Origin of the sequence: Streptococcus infantis (assembly GCF_047463615.1) — a bacterium.
Lineage (GTDB): Bacteria > Bacillota > Bacilli > Lactobacillales > Streptococcaceae > Streptococcus > Streptococcus infantis_X.
In genome coordinates, this window is record NZ_JASHDO010000019.1 from 1 (window position 1) to 3,129 (window position 3,129).

The following is a 3,129-nucleotide window of genomic DNA, read 5'->3' on the forward strand; positions in this document are numbered from 1 at the left end:
AGCTAAGCGACTTCCTTATCTCACAGGGGGCAACCCCCAACTACTTCCGGCGTTCTAGGGCTTAACTGCTGTGTTCGGCATGGGTACAGGTGTATCTCCTAGGCTATCGTCACTTAACTTTGAGTAATACATACTCAAAATTGAATATCTATCAAATTTCACTTAAAAATAATCACGCTTCGTATTCTCAGTTACTTTGGATAAGTCCTCGAGCTATTAGTATTAGTCCGCTACATGTGTCGCCACACTTCCACTTCTAACCTATCTACCTGATCTTCTCTCAGGGCTCTTACTGATATAAAATCATGGGAAATCTCATCTTGAGGTGGGTTTCACACTTAGATGCTTTCAGCGTTTATCCCTTCCCTACATAGCTACCCAGCGATGCCTTTGGCAAGACAACTGGTACACCAGCGGTAAGTCCACTCTGGTCCTCTCGTACTAGGAGCAGATCCTCTCAAATTTCCTACGCCCGCGACGGATAGGGACCGAACTGTCTCACGACGTTCTGAACCCAGCTCGCGTGCCGCTTTAATGGGCGAACAGCCCAACCCTTGGGACCGACTACAGCCCCAGGATGCGACGAGCCGACATCGAGGTGCCAAACCTCCCCGTCGATGTGAACTCTTGGGGGAGATAAGCCTGTTATCCCCAGGGTAGCTTTTATCCGTTGAGCGATGGCCCTTCCATACGGAACCACCGGATCACTAAGCCCGACTTTCGTCCCTGCTCGAGTTGTAGCTCTCGCAGTCAAGCTCCCTTATACCTTTACACTCTGCGAATGATTTCCAACCATTCTGAGGGAACCTTTGGGCGCCTCCGTTACCTTTTAGGAGGCGACCGCCCCAGTCAAACTGCCCGTCAGACACTGTCTCCGATAGGGATCACCTATCTGGGTTAGAGTGGCCATAACACAAGGGTAGTATCCCAACATCGTCTCCTTCGAAACTGGCGTCCCGATCTCATAGACTCCTACCTATCCTGTACATGTGGTACAGACACTCAATATCAAACTGCAGTAAAGCTCCATGGGGTCTTTCCGTCCTGTCGCGGGTAACCTGCATCTTCACAGGTACTAAAATTTCACCGAGTCTCTCGTTGAGACAGTGCCCAAATCATTACGCCTTTCGTGCGGGTCGGAACTTACCCGACAAGGAATTTCGCTACCTTAGGACCGTTATAGTTACGGCCGCCGTTTACTGGGGCTTCAATTCATACCTTCGCTTACGCTAAGCACTCCTCTTAACCTTCCAGCACCGGGCAGGCGTCACCCCCTATACATCATCTTACGATTTAGCAGAGAGCTGTGTTTTTGATAAACAGTTGCTTGGGCCTATTCACTGCGGCTGACATATGTCAGCACCCCTTCTCCCGAAGTTACGGGGTCATTTTGCCGAGTTCCTTAACGAGAGTTCTCTCGCTCACCTGAGGCTACTCGCCTCGACTACCTGTGTCGGTTTGCGGTACGGGTAGAGTATGTTTAAACGCTAGAAGCTTTTCTTGGCAGTGTGACGTCACTAACTTCGCTACTAAACTTCGCTCCCCATCACAGCTCAATGTTATAGAACTAAGCATTTAACTCAGTTCACACCTCACTGCTTAGACAGACTCTTCCAATCGTCTGCTTTAGTTAGCCTACTGCGTCCCTCCATCACTACATACTCTAGTACAGGAATATCAACCTGTTGTCCATCGGATACACCTTTCGGTCTCTCCTTAGGTCCCGACTAACCCAGGGCGGACGAGCCTTCCCCTGGAAACCTTAGTCTTACGGTGGACAGGATTCTCACCTGTCTTTCGCTACTCATACCGGCATTCTCACTTCTATGCGTTCCAGCACTCCTCACGGTACACCTTCTTCACACATAGAACGCTCTCCTACCATACCTATAAAGGTATCCACAGCTTCGGTAAATTGTTTTAGCCCCGGTACATTTTCGGCGCAGGGTCACTCGACTAGTGAGCTATTACGCACTCTTTGAATGAATAGCTGCTTCTAAGCTAACATCCTAGTTGTCTGTGCAACCCCACATCCTTTTCCACTTAACAATTATTTTGGGACCTTAGCTGGTGGTCTGGGCTGTTTCCCTTTCGACTACGGATCTTAGCACTCGCAGTCTGACTGCCGACCATAATTCTTTGGCATTCGGAGTTTATCTGAGATTGGTAATCCGGGATGGACCCCTCACCCAAACAGTGCTCTACCTCCAAGAATCTCTAATGTCGACGCTAGCCCTAAAGCTATTTCGGAGAGAACCAGCTATCTCCAAGTTCGTTTGGAATTTCTCCGCTACCCACAAGTCATCCAAGCACTTTTCAACGTGCCCTGGTTCGGTCCTCCAGTGCGTCTTACCGCACCTTCAACCTGCTCATGGGTAGGTCACATGGTTTCGGGTCTACGACATAATACTAAAGCGCCCTATTCAGACTCGGTTTCCCTGCGGCTCCGTCTCTTCAACTTAACCTCGCATCATATCGTAACTCGCCGGTTCATTCTACAAAAGGCACGCTCTCACCCATTAACGGGCTCGAACTTGTTGTAGGCACACGGTTTCAGGTTCTATTTCACTCCCCTCCCGGGGTGCTTTTCACCTTTCCCTCACGGTACTGGTTCACTATCGGTCACTAGGGAGTATTTAGGGTTGGGAGATGGTCCTCCCAGATTCCGACGGGATTTCACGTGTCCCGCCGTACTCAGGATTCTGCTAGGTACAAAGACTATTTTAAATACGAGGCTATCACTCTCTTTGGCTGATCTTCCCAAATCATTCTTCTATAGTCTTTGAGTCCATATTGCAGTCCTACAACCCCGAAGAGTAAACTCTTCGGTTTGCCCTTCTGCCGTTTCGCTCGCCGCTACTAAGGCAATCGCTTTTGCTTTCTCTTCCTGCAGCTACTTAGATGTTTCAGTTCACTGCGTCTTCCTCCTCATATCCTTAACAGATATGGGTAACAGGCATTACCTGTTGGGTTCCCCCATTCGGAAATCCCTGGATCATCGCTTACTTACAGCTACCCAAGGCATATCGTCGTTTGTCACGTCCTTCTTCGGCTCCTAGTGCCAAGGCATCCACCGTGCGCCCTTATTAACTTAACCTTATTTTTTGACCTTTCAGTCATAAACTCTTA

General features: G+C 49.1%; 2 rRNA genes. Both read right to left on the bottom strand.

Annotated features, from left to right (window positions below):
* Position 1 precedes the first annotated feature (1 nt).
* Positions 2-117, bottom strand: a 5S ribosomal RNA gene (gene rrf, locus QM874_RS09765).
* Between the two features lie 79 nt (positions 118-196).
* Positions 197-3,097, bottom strand: a 23S ribosomal RNA gene (locus QM874_RS09770).
* Between the last annotated feature and the right edge of the window lie 32 nt (positions 3,098-3,129).